The organism is Nocardia amikacinitolerans, from assembly GCF_900215415.1.
Lineage (GTDB): Bacteria > Actinomycetota > Actinomycetes > Mycobacteriales > Mycobacteriaceae > Nocardia > Nocardia amikacinitolerans.
Genome location: NZ_OBEG01000007.1, coordinates 294,340 through 311,987, shown reverse-complemented (window position 1 = coordinate 311,987; position 17,648 = coordinate 294,340). Strand labels below are relative to the sequence as shown.

Below are 17,648 nucleotides of genomic sequence, written 5' to 3'. Positions count from 1 at the left end.
GAGCCCGCGGCCCCTACAGGATCGGGGAGGGGGTGTAGCGGGCGGCTTCGGGGTAGGTGTCGACGAGTTTTTGGACCTGGGCGATGACGTCGGCGGTTTGGGCGCCCGCGGCGCCGATGAAGGCGGACTTGTCGGCGAGGGCGGTGTCGAGGGCCGGGCGGTCCAGGGGCAGGCGGTGGTCGGCGGCGAGGCGGTCGAGCAGGTCGGGCTCGCGGCCCTGTTCGCGCATGGCGAGGGCGACGGCGACGGCGTGCTCCTTGATGACCTCGTGCGCGGTCTCCCGGCCGACGCCCGCGCGCACCGCCGCCATCAGGATGCGGGTGGTGGCGAGGAACGGCAGGTAGCGATCGAGCTCGCGGGAGATGACGGCCGGGTACGCGCCGAATTCGGCGAGCACGGTGAGGAACGTTTCCATCATGCCGTCGATGGCGAAGAACGCGTCCGGCAGCGCGACTCGGCGCACCACGGAACAGAACACGTCGCCTTCGTTCCACTGCGCGCCCGACAGCTCGGCGGCCATCGAGGCGTACCCGCGCAGCACCACCTGCAGACCGTTGACGCGTTCGCAGGACCGGGTGTTCATCTTGTGCGGCATGGCCGAGCTGCCCACCTGCCCGGGCTGGAAGCCCTCGGTGACCAGCTCGTGTCCCGCCATCAGGCGAATGGTGTGCGCGAACGACGACGGTCCCGCGCCAACCTGCACCAGCGCGGAGAGCACGTCGTGATCCAGCGAGCGCGGATACACCTGGCCGACGCTGGTGAACACCGTCGCGAAACCGAGATGCCGGGCGACCTGCTGTTCCAGCGTTGCCAGCTTGGCCGAGTCGCCACCGAGCAGGTCGAGCATGTCCTGCGCGGTGCCCATCGGCCCCTTGATGCCGCGCAGCGGGTAGCGGTCGATGAGCTCGCGCAGCCGGGTCAGCGCGATCAGCAGCTCGTCGGCGGCCGAGGCGAAACGCTTGCCGAGCGTGGTGGCCTGCGCCGCCACGTTGTGCGAACGACCCGCCATCACCAGCGTCTGGTACTCGGCGGCCCGCTCGGCCAGCCGCGCCGCGATGGCGACGCCGTGCGCGTGCACGTGCTCGAGCGAGAGCCGGATCTGCAGCTGCTCGACGTTCTCGGTGAGGTCGCGGCTGGTCATGCCCTTGTGCACGTGCTCGTGCCCGGCCAGCGCGTTGAACTCCTCGATGCGCGCCTTCACGTCGTGGCGGGTGACCCGCTCGCGCTCGGCGATGGAGGCGAGGTCGACGTGGTCGATCACCCGCTCGTAGTCGGCGATGACCCCGGCCGGGATGTCGATGCCGAGCTCCGACTGTGCCCGCAGCACCTCCAGCCACAGCCGCCGTTCCAGCACGATCTTGTGCTCCGGCGACCACAGGTGCACCAGTTCGGGACTGGCGTAACGGGTGGCGAGGACATTCGGGACGAGACTCACGTCTGGTCAGTCTAGTGCTCGGAACCTGTCCGCTTGCTGCGGCGTCGCCGGGGCGACGATATCGATCACCTCGAGCAGCGCGCCGCGCGCCATCCGCCGGGGTTCCGGGTTGCTTTCGCTCAGCGCCGCGACCACCGCGCCGTCCACCACCGCGACCAACCTGCGTAGCTGTTCGGGCCGCACCATGCGGTCCGAGCGCCGCAGCACGTCGGCGAGCAGCTCGTCGAGCTGCGCGCGCAGCCGTAGCTGGACCTCGCGTAGTTCGGGATGTCGCGCCGAGGCCACCGAACGCTCGTAGCGGGCGATCAGCTGACCGCGCGCGCCCTCGTCGGGTCCGTCGGAGCCGACCAACAGGTCGAGCACCAGGTCGACGGTCGCCTCGGCGCCGCGGCGGCGGTGACTCACCTCGCCGACCCTGCGGCGCATCGCGTCCAGCTCCGCGTTCCCACTGAACTCGACCGCGCGGGCGATCAGGTCTTCCAGGGACTCGAAGTAGTACGTGGTCGAGGCGAGCGGTAGATCCGCGCGCGTGGCAACCGAGCGATGCCGCACCGCATCGAATCCGCCTTCGAGTAACAACTCGGCGGCGGCCGCTACCAGAGCCTGGCGACGCCGTTCGCCTTTCGGGGTCGTCGCGGTTATCACCGTGCCATCGTGCCAGTCGTCATCAGTTCATCCGTGCGAAATCGAGAGTCGAAAGCCAGCAATCGTTGTTTTACCTCATCTGGGCGTTCCCGGTGCCGAACTGTGGAAACTTGTTGTCGGACTTGAGGTTCAGGCGCCCAGATAGTAGCCGAGCCGGAGCAGCGCCGCTTCGATATCCGCGGTTGCGCCCGCAAACGAGAAGCGAACGGTGCGATGCCCGGCCACGGTGTCGAAGTCGATGCCGGGCGCCAAGGCCACTCCGGTGTGCTCGAGCACTTCGGCGCACCACTTGCGCGAATCGTCGGTCAGGTGACCGATGTAGGCGTAGGCGTAGAACGCGCCGTCGGCGGGCGCCAGATCGGTGATGCCCAGCCTCGGCAGGCCGTCCAGGAGCAGCCGCCGGTTCACCGCGTAACGCTGGACGTGGCCGTCGAGCTCGGTTTTGGCCTCCGCGCCGAAGGCGTGCAGCGCCGCGTACTGGGAGATGGCGGGCGGGCACACCGTCATGTTGGAGGCCAGCCGTTGCAGCGCGGGCCGCAGCCTGCTCGGCGCGAGCATCCAGCCGAGCCGCCAGCCGGTCATCGAGAAGTACTTGGACACCGAGCCGATAACCACGGATTCGCGAGAGGTCTCCCACGCGGAGGAAGTCTGCGCCGCCGAGCCCGGGGTCTCGTAGGTGATGCCGTGATAGATCTCATCGGAGATCAGCAACGTCCCGTGCGTGTCGCACCAGCGGGCGAGTGCGGCGAGTTCGGCCGGGGTGATCATGGTGCCGGTGGGGTTGGCCGGGCTGGCGACGACCAGACCGGCGGGCGGCTCGGGCAGCGCTTCGAGCATGGCGACGGTCGGCTGGAAGCGGGTCTCGGGGCCGCAGTCCAATTCGACCACCCGGCAACCCAGGGCGGTGAGCGTGTTGCGGTAGGCCGGGTAGCCGGGCCGGGCCACCACTACGGTGTCGCCCGCGTCGAAGGCGGCGAGGAAGATCAGGGTGAACGCGCCGGACGACCCGGTCGTCACCACCACCTCGTCGGGGTCCACGTGGTAGCCGTAGGTGTCCATGTGGTGCTCGGCGATCGCCTCGCGCAGCTGCAGGATGCCGAAAGTCTCTGTGTAGCCGAGCAATTCGGCGTCGATCGCGGCTTTGGTCGCGCGCAGCACCGGGGCGGGGGCGGGCGTCGAGGGCTGACCGGCCGCGAGCACGAGCACGTCGCCGTGGGTTCGGGCGCGCTCCGCGGCGGCTTTCCAGACATCCATCACGTAGAAAGGTGGAATGGTCGACCGGCGAGATTCTCCTGACACCCGACAGACGGTAGACCCTCGGGCTCGGCGGCAGGTCGCCAACGCTCGGCTTTCGTCGAAGAGCTTTCTCGGCCGACACCTGCCCACATCCGCGCTTGCGGCCCGCGCGCACCGCTAAGGTCGGCGTAATGCTTGAAAAGGCTCGCCGCGCGGGGCTCGATCGGGTACGCGGAGTGGGTGGCATCGGCGTCATTCCGCCGGATTGGCGTGCCAAGGTGCGGGAGCGGTCCGATCGCGACCCGCGCCGCCTACTCCGCCGCGCCCGCACCGAATTCGCCGAACTGCGTCGCCGCCCCAGACCCGACCTGCGGGAACTGTGGACCGAACAGAAGCGGCAGGACTATCGGGCGCTGCTGCGCAAGCATCGGGTGCTGATCGCCGGTCTGGCCGCGACGCTGGTGCTCGCCGGTGCCGACACACCGTTCGACTGGGGCGTCAGCCACCGCGACCCGGGCCCGGACGAAGCCATGCGGGTGTTCTTCGCCCACCCCCAGGAAATGCAATCGACGCCGCCCTCGGTGCGCCGCTATCTCAACGCCATCGCAAGCGGCGAGCGGCGCCGCGAACAGGCCGTTGTCGCCGCCGCGGCGCGAGCGACTCTGGAGCGAGCCAAGGCCGAAGCCGCCGCGGCCGCCGCGGGCGAATGGCAGCCCTGGATGGGTGGCACCGCACCGCTGCCGCCCGGCTCGATCCTGCCCGGCGCCGGCGGTTTCGTTCTGCCGACCCGCGGCACCTTCACCTCCGGATTCGGTTCGCGCTGGGGCACTTTCCACAACGGCATCGACATCGCCGCACCCATCGGCACCCCGATCTACGCCGTCGCCAACGGCACCGTGATCGACGCGGGCCCGGCCCAGGGTTTCGGCCTGTGGGTGCGCATCCGCCACGACGACGGCTCGATCACCGTCTACGGGCACATGTACGACTTCTTCGTCTCCGTCGGCGAACGCGTCCCGGCGGGCATGCAGATCGCCCGCATGGGCAACCGCGGCGACTCCACCGGCCCGCACCTGCACTTCGAAGTGATCGTCGGCGGCCGCCACGTCGACCCGCGCGCCTGGCTCGCCCTGCACGGGCTCAACTTCTGACTAACGGCCCGAAGCTCACAGACCTTTCGCACGCTTCACACAGTCGGTGCCTATGTGAAGCGTGTGAAAGATCTGTGGTGCAGGAACCTTCGCCGGGTGTGCCTGGGTGGCGGGCCTCGACTTATCGGTTGGGGACTGCGATCCGGTTCTCGACGGCGGCGAGGCCGATATCGGTGCGGTAGTGGCTGCCGGGGAGTTTGATCGAGGCGATGCGGTCGTAGGCCTTGGCGCGAGCATCGGCGAGGTCGGCGCCGACGCCGACGACGCTCAGCACGCGCCCGCCCGAGGAGACCAGCGCGCCGTCTTCGCGCTGCGCGGTCCCGGCGTGCAGCACGGCCGCGTCGTCGGGCGCGCCTTCGCCGACACCGGTGATCACGTCACCGAGACGCGGACGGCCCGGGTAGTTCTCGGCGGCGACAACCACGGTGACGGCCGAACCGTTTCGCCAGCGCGGCGGAGCGACCTCGGCGAGGGTGCCGGTGGCTGTGGCGTTCAGCAGCTCGCCGAGCGGGCTCTCCAGCAGGGCCAGCACCGCCTGGGTCTCGGGATCGCCGAAGCGGCAATTGAATTCGACCACCGCGGGCCCGGCTGCGCCGATCGCCAGACCGGCGTAGAGCAGACCGGAGAACGGGCAGCCGCGGCGCACCATCTCGGCGGCGACCGGCTTCACCACGTCCTCGACGATGGCGGTGGCGGTCTCCTCGGGCAGCCAGGGCAGCGGCGTGTACGCGCCCATGCCGCCCGTGTTCGGGCCGGTGTCGCCGTCGCCGACGCGCTTGTGATCCTGCGCGGGCAGCAGCGGCACCACGGTCTCGCCGTCGACCAGGCAGAACAGCGAGACCTCCGGCCCGTCGAGGAACGACTCCAGCAGCACCGGGTGCCCCTGTTCGAGCAGCTCGGCGCCGTGATCGCGGGCCGCGAGCCGGTCGGCGGTCACCACGACGCCCTTGCCCGCGGCGAGACCGTCGTCCTTGACGACCCAGGTGGGTCCGAAACGATCCAGCGCCGCGTCCAGCTCGGCGGGGTTGTCGACGACCTCGCTGTGCGCGGTCCGCACGCCGGCCGCCGTCATCACGTCCTTGGCGAAGGCCTTGGAACCCTCGATCCTGGCAGCCGCGGCCGACGGGCCGAAGCAGGCGATACCTGCCGCGCGCACCGCGTCGGCGACGCCGAGCACCAGCGGCACCTCGGGCCCGATCACCACGAGGTCGGCGGCCAGCTCGGTGGCCAGCGCGACGACCGCCTCGGCCGAGGACGGGTCCACCGGACGCACCTGCGCGTGCTGCGCGATGCCCGCGTTGCCCGGCGCGGCGTAGAGCGCGCTCACCGCGGGGTCGCGGCGCAGGCTGAGGACGAGGGCATGTTCACGGGCTCCGGAACCGATGACGAGTACGCGCACGGCCAACAGCTTAGGTGAAGCGACTACCCGCCTCGTCGGGCATCGGCCTTCTGGTCGGCTCGCGTTCGGCGGCCGTTCGCCCAGCGTTCGGCAACCGCTCGCCGTCCGATCGCGAATTCGATTGTCGCCTTTCACCCCTCGCGACCGTGTCGCGTGGATCATGGGTGGGGAGGGTTCGGACCATCCGCCGAACCGCCTCTTCCCACCGCGAAGGACGTACAGATCATGGGTCTGATCGACGGACTGATGGGCAACGCCGGGCGCATAGATCCCGGCCAGGCACAGCAGGAGTACGCGAAGCTGCTCGGCAACGGCGAGCAGATCTACTCCGCCTACCTGCTGGTGCGCGACGCCCTCCTGTTCACCAACCGCAGGCTGATCTTGGTGGACAAGCAGGGCCTGTCCGGCAGGAAGGTGAGCTACCACAGCATCCCCTACCGTTCGATCACGCACTTCGCGGTGGAGACGGCGGGCACCTTCGATCTGGACGCCGAGCTCGTCATCTGGATCGCGGGCACGCACGAGCCGGTGCAGAAGCGGTTCAACCGGCAGGTCGACATCTACGAGGTGCAGGGCATCCTGTCGCACTTCGTGGCGGTGTAGCGCGCGGCCGTCCGCGGACTACGCTGCGGATATGGCTTCCGTCTTCAGTGCGATCATCGCAGGTCAGATCCCTGGTCGATTCGTATGGCAGGACGACGAATTCGTCGCCTTCCTGACCATCGCGCCGGTCACCCAAGGCCACACGCTGGTGGTGCCGCGCAAGGAAATCGACCACTGGCAGGACATCGACGCCGAGACCTTCGCGCGGCTCAACGGCGTCGCGCAGCAGATCGGCAAGGCGGTGCGCGCCGCGTTCGACGCGCCGCGGGCCGGTCTGCTCATCGCGGGCCTCGAGGTGCCGCACCTGCACGTGCACGTCTTCCCGGCCTACAGCCTCGGCGATTTCGATATCTCCGGCGCGGACCCGAACCCGTCGCCCGAGTCGCTGGACGAGGCGCAGGCCAAGATCAAGCAGGCGCTGCGGGATCTGGGCCACGGGGCCAACGTGCCGGACTGAGGCGGTCGGCGCGACGCTCGCCCACAACGACCCAGGGCGCTCGGCTTCGAAACCGAGCGCCCTATTCCGGTTTCATGACTGTTCAACGAACTGCTCTGTCCCGCAGCCGCACTGCTCTACACTGGACGGATAACCGTACCGTTGCTAGAAGACGGCGTTCAGACGTTGCAGCTCCGCACGAAACGAGTGGTGTCATGGGCGATAACCACGAGCAGTTCCCCGCTCCGGCAACAGCATTGCGGCTTCTCCGGAATCTTCTCCCGCGTCGCGGAAGACCCCTCGCCACCGACCGACTATCGACCGTCGGTCCGGCGCATCCCGCAGGGCGCCCTTGACGCCGCGCCGAAGGTGCCCTCCCCTCTCGCACTTTCACATGTCCGCGCGCATCGCTCGGCCGCCGCTCGGCGGTAGCCCTCCGTGACACAGGCACGCTCGACGCCGCGCTGAAGCGGCGATGCCCTGGCGATCCACGCACCTCGCGGCAGATCGGCTTGCGCACACCGGTCGATCCGCCGCGCGCTTCCGCACGATCCGGATTTCCAATCGCCCTGGAGGGCAACGATGGTCACAGCAGTGGATTACGCAGCACGCCAGATCGACCCGCGAGCCATCCGAGACGCCGGGCACGTCGCGGTGCTCGCCTACGTCTCGACCTCGCGTCCCGGCTCGAACTTCGGGGCGAAACCGCTCACCCGCGAGTACGCCGACCGCATCCGCGCCGCGGGCCTCGACATCGTCTCGATCTGGCAGTACGGCAAACCCGGCAATCCCGATGCTCCTTCCGACTACACCCTCGGCTTCGAGGGCGGCGCCCGGATGGGCCACGAGGCCAGAGAACGACACTTCGCCGCGGGCGGGCCCGGCTACTGCCCGATCTACTTCGCCGTCGACGAGGACATCGACGAGCACACCTGGAACACCAAGGCGGTGCACTTCTTTCGCGGCGTGAACAACGCCATCGGCCAGGAGTGGACCGGCGTCTACGGCCACGACGAGGTGTGCCTGTGGGCGATTCGTGACGGCGTCGTCGGGCGGTCGACCACGCCGGGGCGGTACTGGGCCTGGCAGACCAAAGCGTGGTCGGAAGGCGATATCGCCGAGGGGATTTCGCTCTATCAGCGCATCGTCGACACCCCGTCGACGCCAGGTCCGAAGATCGACGGCACATCCGTCGACGTGAACGACATCTACGCCGCTGACTACGGGCAGTGGTCGATCGACCGCGCGCCGAGGCCGGTGGCCAAACCCGAGTACGTCGAACTCGACCGGATGGGCAACTCGCGCAGCAGCCGCCACGGCGCGCGCGTCACCAACTTCCTGCTGCACACGCAGGAAGGCAACGGCACCGCGGAGTCGCTGGCGAACTACCTGAACAACACCGCGAACGGTGTCTCCTACCACTACACCGTGCGCGACGGCATCGTGTGCGACGTCGTCGACACCGACTACGCAAGCTGGAGCGTGCTCGACGCCAACCCGTTCACGATCAACCTGTGCTTCGCCGGCTCCCGCGCCGGGTGGAGCAGGGCGCAGTGGCTGGAACGCGAGGACGATGTCCGGATCGCCGCGTGGCTCGCGGTGCAGGACGCGCGCAAGTACGACTTCGAACCGGTCGTCATCCCGCCGCCGTACTGGCGCGGCGAGGGCATCTCGGACCACAAGTACGTCACCGAGGAACTGGGTATCGGCACGCACACCGACGTGGGCTACAACTTCATCTGGGACCGGCTGGAAACCTTCGTCAACGAGTACGCGGGCGGCGGACCCCCGCCCGGCCAGGGCAACGCCATCAACGACGCGGCCGCCGCCGCGCCGTGGCTCGGCAGGCGGATCACCCCGGGCGAGATCCCGACGCCGGACGGCGTCGGCCGCCGCGCCGAATTCGAGAACGGCCAGGTGTATTGGCATCCGAATACCGGCGCGCACGCCATACCCACGCGGTTGTTCGAGAAGTTCGCCGAACTCGGCTGGGAGACAGGCCCGCTCGGCTGGCCGATCACCGACCTGACCATCCTCACCGACGCCGCGGGCACCCGCGTCGGCGAAGTCCAAGGCTTCCAGGGCGGCGCCCTCTACCTCCGCTACGGCACCGACCGCCCGCCGGTCTGGGTCCACGGCGCGATCCGCGACCGCTGGAACCGCTCCGGTTTCGAAAACGGCCCACTCGGCTGGCCCGTCGCCGACGAACAACCCTTCGACGGCGGCGCCTACCAGCGCTTCGAACACGGAACCATCTACTGGCCCGGCCGCCGCAACACCGTCGCCCTACTCGGCACCGACGGCCCGGACATGCCCCTCCCCGACCGCGATTGAGATAGCGCAGAGCACGCGCCGCACACCGGGGCGGTGCGTGCAGCTTCGCAGGATCGCGCGGTCAGACCGCCCGCAGGCGGTATCGGCCGGTCGGTCGGCTGCGGTTCCCGTCGCTGGTGACCTCGGTCTCCTGCGCGGCCCGCAGTTCGGTGCCGAATGTCAGTGCGTGAACATCGCCCAATGGCAGGTCGAGTTCGTCGGCGATGATCCGGGCGGTCACCTTCTTGGTGTTGGACCGGCTCAGCACCTGCGGGAAAACTCGGGACATCTCGTAGTTCGGCATCCCACCGGGTTCGGATGATCGGAACCCCCGCGTGGAGAGCTCGATGCATATCTGACGGTAGATCCAGTCGCTGATGCGACCGGCCTTGTGCGCAGCGAAGGCCAAGGCCATGGCGGACACCTTGAACTGGTCGCGCACCTGGAGTATGTCGTCGACCGAGGGGGTCGGTGCAAGGTATTCGATGATACTTGCCGCAGGCATGAGGAATTCCGAGGCGAAGGCGTCGGCTTCACGTTCGACGGCGGCTGTCGCGCAGGGTTCGCCATCGTGCAAAACGAGATGCCCGATCTCGTGGGCCAAGTCGAACCGTATCCGTTCTGGAGATTTGCGACGCGCCAGGAACACGTACGGGATATCGGATCGCCACATCGAATACGCATCGACCGCATCGGCCAACGGCGGCAGGCTGTAGACGCGAACCCCGCGAGATTCACAGAGCTGCACAAGATTCGGCAGCGGCTTGGTCCCAAGGCCCCAGAAGCCTCGCAGCAACTGAGCGGCCGTTTTCGGGTCGTTGCCCGCCAACGAGGGCAGCGATACCTCAGGCAGCACGAACCGCGCGGAGATCCAGCGGTCGATCTCCATACCGGCAACCCCGGCCGCGACCGCCGCATCACGTTCGCGCGCAGTTGCTCGCCGCGCGGCGCGGAAGCGAACCTCGGTCGAATCGAATGCCGGTGCTCCACCACGAGCGAAGTACCCGGCCGGAAAATCCAGCGTTGCTGCGAGCGCCGCGGCAATTTCCCGCGGCGCCTCACCTGCTTCATATCGAGCGATCGTGCGAGGGATGACCGAAAGTTCTCGTGCCAGCTCGACTTTCGTCATTCCTCGACGCATACGTGCGATCCGGACTCGGTCCGGTTCGAGGTACGCCTCAGCCGACTTCGACGACTTGGAAGTCGACGTCCTGCCCTCCGATATCGCGCGGCGTGGCGCTGACAATTTCCGGCCTCCATTCATCGAGGATGACCCGCACTCTCCAACCTGTGAATTGACCGTCCTCGAAGCCTAGCGGCAGCGAGATTTCCATCCGCACCGACTCCTCGGCGCGGTGGTACAGGAGAAACCACCCACCGTGAGGTGGCCTGGTCCTGCCATCGCCGTCGCGGTCCACGACGCCCGCCCGCAGTGATTCGACAGTGATGAGCGGCGCGGTGCCATTGACCGCTTCGGCGGTGGCTCTCCCTTTGCGGCGCGCGGCGAAGGGGCCCCTCGGGTGGTCGGCGATGCCGGTGACCTCGTTACCCCCGACGGTGGACAAGGTGTACGGCTGACCGATCCGCTGGGAAATCGGCCGATTCTGCGGATCGTCGCCGATCCACAGGTTCGTCCCGGCCAGACGCTCACGCAATGTACCGACAACATAGATCCACCGGATGAGACCTGCGGCGGTCACCGGATGATGCCGGGTCATGTTTCCCGCCCAGGTCTCGCCCGCCTCGACGGCGTCGAGAACATCCGGAACTGCGATACCCATGTGACTGAGGTACGCGGCCGCGTCCGGGGGCTCGATGACGATCGGATGCTGAATCGGCAGTGGCCTGCTCATGCGCTGACACCTCCGGTACGCCTCAATTTTCTGTTGAAAACCGGTCAATCACCAGGTCACGGGCAGGTTAGCACACACACGAAGCATGATCGGCGAATCACGTGAGAACAGCGGAGCCAGAAGCGAATGGTGAAAATAGCTCGTGCACTGCGGTTCTCAGCGAGCGATCCCCAGAACGCCCTGCCGGGGGCAGCATGGGCGAGACCTCGGCGGTCGGGTCGATGCTGAACCGTCATGCACCGGAGCCGCAAGGACCGGCAGGGCTCCTCCACTGAGCTCGGCCGCGAAGCGGACGCACAAAGGGCGCCCGGTACGAAACCGAGCGCCCTTCGGGACTACGAGCCCCCTGTCAGGATTGAACTGACGACCTTTCGCTTACACAAACGACAGAGCCTCTACCACTGAGCTCGGCCGCGAAGCGGACGCACAAAGGGCGCCCGGTACGAAACCGAGCGCCCTTCGGGACTACGAGCCCCCTGTCAGGATTGAACTGACGACCTTTCGCTTACAAGGCGAGTGCTCTACCACTGAGCTAAGGAGGCGAGAAGCGGTGCCAATCATAGCCGGGCTCGCCCGCCGCGTGACACCGGCTTTACGGTGTCACGCGGTGGCGGCTCAACGAGATGTCCCGGCGCAGTATCGGATACCGCGGTTCAGGACTGGGCGCCCTGCCGGGCCGCGTCGTCGGCGGCCATCGCATCGCGCAGACTCTTCGGACGCATATCCGTCCAGTTCTTCTCGACGTACTCGACGCAGGCAGCGCGGCTGTCCTCACCGAACACGACTCGCCATCCGGCCGGAACCTCGGCGAACGCGGGCCACAGGGAATGCTGTTCCTCGTCGTTGACCAGGACGAAGAAGCGGCCGTCTTCGTCATCGAAGGGGTTGGTGCTCAATTTCACCTCACTGGATACTGGCGCTGTGTACGGGATCTGCTCCAGGGTCCGTCCGGCGCGGCGACCGTGCTGATCACGAGTCGTACACCGGAAGAACTCCCCGAGCGTTGTGTCGACCCTAGCAAGGGAGACGTTACGTGTAGGTGGTTACCTCAGGCCGCGAAGAAATCCAGGAGGATCTTGTTGACCGCCTCCGGCCGCTCCAGGTAGCCGAAGTGCCCGGCGTCGGGGATCTCCTGGTAGCGGGCGCCGGGGATGGCGTCGGCCACCTCCCTGGTGAGGTACGGGGGAATCATCCGGTCGTCGGCGAATCCGACGCCGAGGCACGGCACCGAGATCGCGCGGTAGGCCTGCACCCGGTCGAAATCGTGGTCCATCTTGCGCTGGGCGCGGATGCCGGGGGTGACCGGTCCGCCGGTGAATTCGAACAGGTCCAGCCAGTCGCGCGCGGAGTTGGTGTTGGCCATGGTGGCGGGCGAGAGGTTCATCACGGCGGTCACCGCGGCCTCGTACTTCGGCGGCAGTTTCACGCCGCTGGCGTCGAGATCGTGTTCGCCGAGGGAGAGCGTCTTCTGGAACTGGTCGAGCCGTCCGTGCCCGGCCATGAAGACGGCCTTGCGCACCAGGTCGGGACGGGCGAGCGCGAGTTCCTGCGCGACGCGCGCGCCCATCGAGGTGCCGACGACCAGCGCGGGACCCTCGTCGAGCAGTTCGATGAGGCCCGCGGTGTCGGCGACCAGGTCGTCGATGGTCATGCCGGAAGCCGCCTCGAAGGACGGCGCGATGCCGCGGTTGTCGAAGGTGCAGACCCGGTATCCGGCGGCGACCAGCGCGGGCACCTGGTGCAGCTCCCAGACCCGGCCTGGGCTGCCGGTGCCCATGATCATCACGACGAGCGGACCGCCGCCCTTGACGTCGGTGCCCTTCGCCCGGTCACCCTTGACCTGGTAGTTGAGGGAAATTCCGTTCACCGTCGCCAGCGGCATCTGTGGACCCTTTCGTGTGGTTTATGCTGCGCCCCACGGTATAGGCAAGGGGGTGAGGGTGCACCAGGCACTCGAGATAAGCGGGATACTGGTGCGGCGGCGCCGTTCCATACCGTGAAGCGGCTCCGAGACCTCGGGGGCCGGGGTCGCTTACCATTGACTATTCGTACGCACGAGCGTAATGAGCCGGGAGGACAAGAAGATGGCCGCGAAGGGCAGCGCGAACGATATCGCGGACGACGAACTGGAACCACTCGCCGACGAGACCGCACGTCAGGCGCAGCGGGTCGTCGCGGCCTACGCCGAGGACGCCGACGAATGCCGGATGCTGCTGTCGATGCTCGGCATCGGCCCCAGCGGACGCGGCGAGTAACGCCCGACCCTCGCTCGACGACAACGGCGCCGTCGACTCGACAGATCAACTCCAACGCCGAATCAGCGACGCGTGACCGCGGCGAGAGCGACGGGCCCGACCGGGAACCCGCGTGACCGCGAAGACACCGCGAACGCCGCCAACCAAATAAGGATGCGTGAGTGGACCAGATGACCGAACAGCCGTCCGACGACTCCGAGCACGCCCCCGAACTACCCGAACCCGACCAGCCGGAGTCCGGCGCACCGCGCGCCGTATCGATCGCTCCGGAGGGCGCCGGTTCGGGTTTTGTCGTTGTGGCCAACCGTCTGCCCGTCGACCTGGAGAAACTGCCCGACGGAAGCACCCGTTGGAAGCGCAGCCCCGGCGGCCTGGTGACCGCGCTGGAGCCGGTCTTACGCAACAACAAGGGCGCGTGGGTCGGCTGGGCGGGCGTGCCCGACGTCGAGGTCGAGCCGATCATCGAGGACGGCCTGGAGCTGCACCCGGTGCCGCTGTCGGCGCAGGAGGTGACCGACTACTACGAGGGCTTCTCCAACGGCACGCTGTGGCCGCTGTACCACGACGTGATCGTCCGGCCCACCTACGACCGCAGGTGGTGGGCCGCCTACGTCAACGTGAACCGCAGGTTCGCCGAGGAGACGGCCAAGGTGGCCGCCGAGGGTGCGACCGTCTGGGTGCAGGACTACCAGCTCCAGCTGGTGCCCAAGATGCTGCGCATGCTGCGGCCGGATCTGACCATCGGCTTCTTCCTGCACATCCCGTTCCCGCCGGTCGAGCTGTTCATGCAGATGCCGTGGCGGACCGAGATCATCGAGGGTCTGCTCGGCGCCGATCTGATCGGTTTCCACCTGCCGGGCGGCGCGCAGAACTTCCTGTACCTGGCGCGGCGACTGGCCGGGCAGCCGACCTCGCGCGGGACCGTCGGCGTGCGCTCGAAGCTCGGCGTCGTGCAGGTCGGTTTCCGCACCGTGCGCGTCGGCGCGTTCCCGATCTCGATCGCCTCGGCCGAGCTGGACGAGCACTCGCGGCGCCGCTCGATCCGGGAGCGGGCGGCCAAGATCCGCGCCGAACTGGGCAATCCGAAGAACATCCTGCTCGGCGTGGACCGGCTCGACTACACCAAGGGCATCGACATCCGGCTCAACGCGCTGGAGGAGCTGCTGATCGACGGCCGCGTCGATCCCGCCGAGACCGTCATGGTGCAGCTGGCGACACCCAGCCGCGAGCGCGTCGAGAGCTACATCCAGATGCGCGGCGACATCGAGCGCCAGGTGGGCCGGATCAACGGTGAGTTCGCGAGGGTCGGCTACCCGGTGGTGCACTACCTGCACCGGCCCATTCCGCGCGACGAGCTGATCGCCTTCTTCGTGGCCGCCGACGTCATGTTGGTGACGCCGCTGCGCGACGGCATGAACCTGGTCGCCAAGGAGTACGTGGCCTGTCACAGCGGACTCAACGGCGCCCTGGTGCTCAGCGAGTTCACCGGCGCGGCCGCCGAACTTCGCCAGTCCTACCTGTGCAACCCGCACGACCTGGACAGCGTGAAGGACGCGATCGTCTCCGCGCTGGAAGACAACCGCGACACCAAACGCCGCCGCATGCGCTCCCTGCGCCGCCAGGTCCTGGCCCACGACGTAGACCGCTGGGCGCGGGCCTTCCTGGAGGCCCTCGCCCAGGACCAGGTGGCGGGCAGTGCGCTGCTGACCGACGAGGACGTCTACCCGGAGTCGGAAAACCCCAGCCGCTGACGCCCACAGCTGGTTCCCAGGAATCCTCCAGCGTCCTCGCAGATACGTGGCGCACCATGAACGCATGAGTGGTGCGCCCGTGGAGCGGTCCCCCGAGGCCAGGGTGCTGGTGGTGGACGACGAGCCGATGATTCTCGAGCTGCTCTCGGTGAGTCTGCGCTACCAGGGCTTCGAGGTGGAGACGGCGATCGACGGTGCGCAGGCGCTGGACCGGGCGCGGAGCTTCCGTCCGCAGGCGATGATCGTCGACGTGATGATGCCCGGCATCGATGGCTTCGGCCTGCTGCCGCGGCTGCGCGCCGACGGCATCGACGCGCCCGTCCTGTTCCTGACCGCCCGCGACGACGTGCAGGACAAGGTGGCGGGGCTGACCCTCGGCGCCGACGACTACATCACCAAGCCGTTCAGCTTGGAGGAGGTGGTGGCGCGGCTTCGGGTGGTGTTGCGCCGCGCGGGGCACAGCGCGCCCGCGAAGGAGAGTTCGCGCCTGCGCTTCGAGGACATCGAACTCGACGACGACACCCACGAGGTGTGGAAGGCGGGCGAGCCGGTCGCCTTGTCCCCCACCGAGTTCACCTTGCTGCGGTACTTCATGGTCAACGCCGGAACCGTGCTGAGCAAGCCGCGCATCCTGGATCACGTGTGGCGCTACGACTTCGGCGGTGAGGTCGGGGTGGTGGAGACCTACGTGTCGTATCTGCGCAAGAAGGTGGACACCGGCGAGCAACGCCTGATCCACACGTTGCGCGGCGTCGGCTACGTGATGCGGGCGCCGCAGCGCGGTCGCGCGGGGCAGTGAGCGCGGATTCGGCGGACCCGCAGCGCGAACGGAAAGCGCCCGCCGCGAAGCGAATCCGACCGTCGCCCGCCCGTCGTTCAACAGCTAGCCCGTCGGCAGCGCGGGCATCGACGGCCGATCCGTCAGCAGGGCGCCCCAGAGGTCGGTCGGCACAGCCAGGCGCCAAGGCGGCGCAGCGTCCCGGCGGTCGGTCGACGCCACGCCCCGGCGATAGGTCGACACGTCGCCGCACGACCGGCGAAGCAGGCCGGATCCGCCGCGTCTGGGAGACGATCGGGCAGCGGCTGGCCGCGATCCCCCTGCGGGTGACGCTGGTGCTAGCACTCGTCGCGCTGGCCGGGCTCGGCCTGGTGGCTTCCGGGATGGCGGTCACGTCGTCGCTGGAGAGGTCGCTGCTGAGCCGCACCGATCAACAGTTGCGCGATGCCGCGATGACCCGCGTCCGGATGACGCGCCCGCCGCTGCCGCCGCCGAGTCCGCCAACGGATCAGCGAAGTGCGCCGAGCCCGTTCTACATCTTCACCGAGAACCACAACGGCACTGGCTCTTTCGTGTTGCAGCCCTTCGATGTCGAGGCCGCCCCCGCGCTGCCGGATCCGCCGTCGGCGCGACCGGTGACGGTGGGCTCGGCGGGCGACGCCGACGTCGAGTGGCGCGTGATGACCGTGCAGAGCCAGGAAACGACCGCCACCATCGCGCTGCCCCTCACCCAGAACCAGGAGACCGTGCGTCGACTGGTGATGTTGCAACTGGTGATCGGTCTCGCCGTGCTCGCCGCGCTGGCGCTCGCCGCCTATTTCGTGATCCGGCGCAGCCTGCGCCCGCTGCGCCGGGTGGAGAACATCGCGGCGGCCATCGCGCGGGGCGACCTGCACCGTCGAGTTCCCGTGCGCGGCACCAACACCGAGGTGGACCGGCTGTCCCGCTCGTTGAACGGCATGCTGGCGCAGATCCAGTCCGCGTTCGCCGCGACCGAGGCGTCGGAGGCGGCGGCCAAGCGCTCCGAGGCGAAGATGCGCCGTTTCGTCGCGGACGCCAGCCACGAATTGCGCACGCCGCTCACCACCATTCGCGGCTTCGCCGAGCTGTACCGGCAGGGCGCGAACACCGATCCCGCGATGTTCATGGACCGGATCGAACGCGAGGCGCAGCGGATGGGACTGCTCGTCGAAGACCTGCTGATGCTGGCGAGGCTGGACGCGCAGCGCCCGCTGGAGACCGGCACGGTGGATCTGCTCGCGGTCGCCAGCGACGCGGTGCACAACGCGCGCGCCGTCGCCGCGGCCGCCGACCCGGACGGGGCCCGCCGCCCGATCGCACTCGAAGTGCGCGAGGGTGCAGGCACTTTGGAGATCCAGGGCGACGAGGCCCGATTGCGCCAAGTGCTGACGAACCTGCTGAACAACGCACTCACCCACACTCCGCCGGACGCCGAGGTGACCGTTCGCCTCACCCCCGCCGACGACGAGGTGCTGCTCGAGGTGGCCGACACCGGCCCCGGCCTGCCGCAAGAGGAAGCCGATCGAGTCTTCGAACGCTTCTACCGCACCGACACCTCACGCGCCCGTGCCAGCGGCGGCACCGGGCTCGGGCTCTCCATCGTGCAAGCGCTGGTCCTCGCGCACGGCGGCATCGTGCGGGTCGCGAGCGTGCCCGGCGAAGGCGCCACCTTCACGGTGCGGTTGCCGCGCGGCGACCAGGCCAGCCGCGACGACAACGCGCGCGACAGCCGGACCCGCGACCACTGATCGGGCCGGTGCGGACGTACCTAC

Annotated in this window: 16 protein-coding genes and 2 tRNA genes; 8 read left to right on the top strand and 10 right to left on the bottom strand. The window is 68.5% G+C overall.

Going from position 1 to position 17,648, the window contains the following annotated elements:
• Positions 1 to 13 precede the first annotated feature (13 nt).
• The 3 genes from purB to CRP45_RS28930 all read right to left on the bottom strand — a co-directional run bounded on the left by purB (position 14) and on the right by CRP45_RS28930 (position 3,379).
• Positions 14 to 1,435 carry an adenylosuccinate lyase gene (purB, locus tag CRP45_RS28940; protein ID WP_097247840.1) on the bottom strand — a complete coding sequence of 474 codons (1,422 nt, stop codon included), beginning with the start codon at positions 1,433 to 1,435 and terminating at the stop codon, positions 14 to 16.
• Positions 1,436 to 1,441: 6 nt separating this feature from the next.
• On the bottom strand, positions 1,442 to 2,080 hold the full coding sequence (locus tag CRP45_RS28935) for a TetR/AcrR family transcriptional regulator (protein WP_067791303.1): 639 nt from the start codon (positions 2,078 to 2,080) through the stop codon (positions 1,442 to 1,444).
• A 129-nt stretch (positions 2,081 to 2,209) separates the two neighbouring features.
• Positions 2,210 to 3,379, bottom strand: coding sequence for a pyridoxal phosphate-dependent aminotransferase (locus CRP45_RS28930; protein WP_179831046.1), 1,170 nt, complete (start codon positions 3,377 to 3,379; stop codon positions 2,210 to 2,212).
• Positions 3,380 to 3,507: 128 nt separating this feature from the next.
• Between CRP45_RS28930 and CRP45_RS28925 the strand changes: the two genes are divergently transcribed.
• Positions 3,508 to 4,467 carry a M23 family metallopeptidase gene (locus CRP45_RS28925; RefSeq protein WP_097247838.1) on the top strand — a complete coding sequence of 320 codons (960 nt, stop codon included), beginning with the start codon at positions 3,508 to 3,510 and terminating at the stop codon, positions 4,465 to 4,467.
• A 121-nt stretch (positions 4,468 to 4,588) separates the two neighbouring features.
• On the opposite strand, the gene purD is transcribed toward CRP45_RS28925, so the two are convergent.
• Entirely contained in the window at positions 4,589 to 5,866 is a 1,278-nt protein-coding gene (purD, locus tag CRP45_RS28920) for a phosphoribosylamine--glycine ligase (protein ID WP_097247906.1), read from the bottom strand.
• Between the two features lie 225 nt (positions 5,867 to 6,091).
• Between purD and CRP45_RS28915 the strand changes: the two genes are divergently transcribed.
• From CRP45_RS28915 to CRP45_RS28905, 3 genes are all read left to right on the top strand, one after another.
• The gene (locus tag CRP45_RS28915) at positions 6,092 to 6,469 is read left to right on the top strand and encodes a PH domain-containing protein (RefSeq protein ID WP_067791298.1); all 378 of its coding nucleotides are present in this window, start codon (positions 6,092 to 6,094) and stop codon (positions 6,467 to 6,469) included.
• Positions 6,470 to 6,500: 31 nt separating this feature from the next.
• Positions 6,501 to 6,926 (top strand): HIT family protein, encoded by a 426-nt coding sequence (locus tag CRP45_RS28910; RefSeq protein ID WP_097247837.1) that lies wholly within the window; start codon positions 6,501 to 6,503, stop codon positions 6,924 to 6,926.
• Between the two features lie 573 nt (positions 6,927 to 7,499).
• The gene (locus tag CRP45_RS28905; protein ID WP_245910535.1) at positions 7,500 to 9,239 is read left to right on the top strand and encodes a glycoside hydrolase domain-containing protein; all 1,740 of its coding nucleotides are present in this window, start codon (positions 7,500 to 7,502) and stop codon (positions 9,237 to 9,239) included.
• 61 nt (positions 9,240 to 9,300) lie between these two features.
• On the opposite strand, the gene CRP45_RS28900 is transcribed toward CRP45_RS28905, so the two are convergent.
• The 6 genes from CRP45_RS28900 to CRP45_RS28880 form a co-directional block, all read right to left on the bottom strand.
• A complete protein-coding gene (locus CRP45_RS28900; protein ID WP_342747048.1) occupies positions 9,301 to 10,359 on the bottom strand; it encodes an XRE family transcriptional regulator in 1,059 nt (352 codons plus the stop codon).
• Positions 10,360 to 10,396: 37 nt separating this feature from the next.
• The gene (locus CRP45_RS28895) at positions 10,397 to 11,071 is read right to left on the bottom strand and encodes a hypothetical protein (protein ID WP_067791294.1); all 675 of its coding nucleotides are present in this window, start codon (positions 11,069 to 11,071) and stop codon (positions 10,397 to 10,399) included.
• 340 nt (positions 11,072 to 11,411) lie between these two features.
• Positions 11,412 to 11,483, bottom strand: a tRNA-His gene (locus tag CRP45_RS34065).
• A gap of 58 nt (positions 11,484 to 11,541) precedes the next feature.
• Positions 11,542 to 11,613, bottom strand: a tRNA-Thr gene (locus CRP45_RS28890).
• A gap of 111 nt (positions 11,614 to 11,724) precedes the next feature.
• Positions 11,725 to 11,967: an MbtH family protein gene (locus CRP45_RS28885; protein WP_011207082.1), complete on the bottom strand. Its 243-nt coding sequence runs from the start codon at positions 11,965 to 11,967 to the stop codon at positions 11,725 to 11,727.
• A gap of 152 nt (positions 11,968 to 12,119) precedes the next feature.
• Positions 12,120 to 12,953: an alpha/beta fold hydrolase gene (locus CRP45_RS28880; RefSeq protein WP_097247835.1), complete on the bottom strand. Its 834-nt coding sequence runs from the start codon at positions 12,951 to 12,953 to the stop codon at positions 12,120 to 12,122.
• Between the two features lie 181 nt (positions 12,954 to 13,134).
• Between CRP45_RS28880 and CRP45_RS28875 the strand changes: the two genes are divergently transcribed.
• The 4 genes from CRP45_RS28875 (at position 13,135) to CRP45_RS28860 (ending at position 17,624) form a co-directional block, all read left to right on the top strand.
• Positions 13,135 to 13,326 (top strand): hypothetical protein, encoded by a 192-nt coding sequence (locus CRP45_RS28875; protein ID WP_067791289.1) that lies wholly within the window; start codon positions 13,135 to 13,137, stop codon positions 13,324 to 13,326.
• 170 nt (positions 13,327 to 13,496) lie between these two features.
• Positions 13,497 to 15,077 (top strand): alpha,alpha-trehalose-phosphate synthase (UDP-forming), encoded by a 1,581-nt coding sequence (locus CRP45_RS28870; RefSeq protein WP_245910559.1) that lies wholly within the window; start codon positions 13,497 to 13,499, stop codon positions 15,075 to 15,077.
• A 64-nt stretch (positions 15,078 to 15,141) separates the two neighbouring features.
• Positions 15,142 to 15,876: a response regulator transcription factor gene (locus CRP45_RS28865; protein WP_097247834.1), complete on the top strand. Its 735-nt coding sequence runs from the start codon at positions 15,142 to 15,144 to the stop codon at positions 15,874 to 15,876.
• 293 nt (positions 15,877 to 16,169) lie between these two features.
• Entirely contained in the window at positions 16,170 to 17,624 is a 1,455-nt protein-coding gene (locus tag CRP45_RS28860; RefSeq protein ID WP_342747050.1) for a sensor histidine kinase, read from the top strand.
• The last annotated feature ends 24 nt before the right edge of the window (positions 17,625 to 17,648 follow it).